The 2,710-nt window shown below is 69.7% G+C and carries 3 protein-coding genes; 1 reads left to right on the forward strand and 2 read right to left on the reverse strand.

Features of this window, described 5'->3' with window-relative positions:
• A partial coding sequence (locus A5781_RS18225) for an HAD family phosphatase (RefSeq protein WP_156624779.1) occupies positions 1–498 on the forward strand: 498 nt, incomplete at its 5' end.
• Positions 499–940: 442 nt separating this feature from the next.
• Here A5781_RS18225 and A5781_RS18230 read toward each other — a convergent pair.
• Both A5781_RS18230 and A5781_RS18235 read right to left on the reverse strand, forming a co-directional pair.
• Positions 941–1,699: an oxidoreductase gene (locus A5781_RS18230; protein ID WP_067209414.1), complete on the reverse strand. Its 759-nt coding sequence runs from the start codon at positions 1,697–1,699 to the stop codon at positions 941–943.
• Between the two features lie 22 nt (positions 1,700–1,721).
• The coding region (locus tag A5781_RS18235; protein ID WP_156624781.1) for an ATP-binding cassette domain-containing protein at positions 1,722–2,710 on the reverse strand (989 nt) is incomplete at its 5' end.

A 2,710-nucleotide genomic window follows, 5' to 3' on the forward strand; every position in this document is an offset into this window, starting at 1 on the left:
GACCTGATCGCCGCCCACAAACTGTGCGGCCGCGACGTGGTGGTGGTCTCCGCCTCCGGCGAGGAAATCGTGGCTCCGATCGCCCGGGCCCTGGGCGCCACGCACGCGATGGCGACCCGCATGGTCGTCGAGGACGGCCGGTACACCGGCGAGATAGCGTTCTACTGCTACGGCGAGGGCAAGGTGCAAGCGATCCGCGAGCTGGCCGCCCGCGAGGGCTACCCGCTGGAGCATTGCTACGCGTACTCCGACTCGATTACCGACCTGCCGATGCTCGAATCCGTCGGCCACCCCAGCGTGGTGAATCCCGACCGCGGATTGCGCCGGGAAGCCGTCGAACGCGGTTGGCCCGTGCTGTCGTTCTCGCGACCGGTGTCGCTGCGCGACCGCATCCCGGCGCCATCGGGTGCGGCGATCGCGACGACCGCGGCTGTGGGCGTCAGTGCGCTGGCCGCCGGCGCGGTCACCTATTCGCTGTTGCGCCGGTTCGCGTTCTAGCCCCCACCAAGGCAAGCCTCAGCAAACACATTTCGGTCTGGCTTCGCAATTTTTGCAAAATTGGGCCTTGCTGCGTTAAGGGTCTAGTAGTACAAAGGAACCACGGAAGCCCGGTGAGGCCTAGGTCGATCCGGAAGAGAAGGTTCGATCTCCCGACCCGGGCGCCCAGCACGGTGCTCGGCACCCACGCGGAGTCATAGCCGCGATAATGGCAGAAGTGTTGCGGGCCTGCGTAATTGCGAAATGTGGACGGTGTCGACGGCCCTTTGGGTGGGGTTGCCACCGGCAGCATCGCAAGATCGCCGAGGCCAACCCGCGCAGCCCCGAAATGCACGCATGGTAACCGAGTTCCGTGTTAGCGGGCGGCGGACCGAATACTTCGGGACGTCGCCCGCTTCGTATTGTCCGGTGGCGTTTCTGCGGCCGCCGGCTACCGATTCAGCTATCGATTCGACAGCGACTCGGCGATCGTCAAAGCCTCCTGCGCGCCGGCGCGCATCGCCCGGCAACAGAGCACCAGCCAGGCTCCCACCCCGGCCGGCGTGCCGTCGGCGAAGCCTTGTGCGGCATCGCGATAGTCGGCCGGCTGGCGCATCCAACTCACCTCGGGCACACCCAATCCGTGTGGATCCAACCCGCTGGCAATGGTCACCAACCGCGACACCGCGCGGGCGACCACGCCGTCGGCGCTACCGAACGGCCTGAGCGTCAGCAGTTCGCCGTGCGCGACCGCGGCGACCACCGGCGCAGGCGCCTGGGTGCCGCCGCTCACCAAATCCGCCAGCAACTCCAGTCGCGGCCCGACGCCGGCATCGGCGCGGGGCCGGCCCAGCCGATCCTCGCCCACCTGGTCGGCCGCCGCCAGCATGTGCAAGCGGGCCAGCGCCTGCAGCGGTGCCCGCCGCCAAATCCCGACCAGGGGGCCCTCACCGCCTTCCAGCGCCTGGGCCACCCGCAGCGCCCCGCCGAACACCGGATCACTGACGGCCCCGGCGTCCGCGAGGTCTTCCAGGCGGACCGGGCCACCGTCCAGCACCGACGAGGCGCGGGCCGCCCGCAAGGCCGCTTCGGCTGCGGTCACCGGCCATCCGCGCAGGTTGGCTCGGTGCCGGTGGGCGCGGCCCAGCGCGTCGCGGGCCCGGTCGCTGGCCTCGGCGACGCCCGGCAACTCCATCAACGGAGCGAGTGGATCAGCCGTCACAGGTTGCCAACCTATCCCGGCTTCAATGATCGGATGTCGGTGCGTGCGGGATGGCCTCCAGCAGCCGGCGGGTGTATTCGTGCCGGGGCCGGGTGAACAGCTCGTCGGTGGCGGACTGCTCTACCACCCGACCGGCGCGCATCACCAAGACGTCGTCGGCGATCTGCCGGATCACCGCCAGGTCGTGGCTGATGAACAAGTACGTGAGGCCCAGTTCGGTCTGCAGCTCGGCCAGCAAATCCAAGATCTGCGCCTGCACCAGCACGTCGAGCGCGGAGACCGCCTCGTCGCAGACCAGCACCTCGGGCCGCAGCGCCAGCGCCCGGGCGATCGCGACCCGCTGCCGTTGGCCACCCGAGAGCTCCCGGGGCAGCCGCCCCAGAACCGATGACGGCAGCGCCACCTGGTCGACGAGTTCGTGCACCACTCGCTCGCGTTGCCCGCGGTCGCCGACGCGGTGGACACGCAGCGGTTCCTCGATGGCACGAAACACCGTGTACATGGGATCCAGGCTGCTGTAAGGATTTTGGAAGACCGGCTGCACCCGCCGCCGGAAGGCCAATTGCTGATCCCGGCTCAGTGAGTCGTCGATGCGGGTGCCGTCGAAAACGACCGTGCCCGAGCTCGCCGGCAGGAGGCCGAGCACGATCTGCGCCAGGGTGGACTTGCCCGAACCCGACTCACCGGCGATCGCCAGCGTGCTCGCCCGCCGCAGCCGAAACGAAACCCCGTCGACGGCAAGAAATTCCGCTCGCCGCCACGGCGCGCCGCGCGACTCGCGGTAGACCTTGGTCAGCTCCGAGGCGACCAGGATGTCGTCGGACGCCCCGCGATCCGCCGGACGCGGCCGGGCCGGGCCCTGCACCGTCAGCGACGGCGCGGCCGCGACCAGGCGCCGCGTGTACTCGTGCTGCGGCTCCCGCAAGATCGACTGCGTCGCACCGGATTCCACCACGACGCCCTCGCGCATCACGACGACGGACTCGGCGCGTTCGGCGGCCAGCGCCAGGT

The organism is Mycobacterium sp. 852002-30065_SCH5024008, assembly GCF_001665645.1.
Taxonomy (GTDB): Bacteria; Actinomycetota; Actinomycetes; order Mycobacteriales; family Mycobacteriaceae; genus Mycobacterium; species Mycobacterium paraffinicum.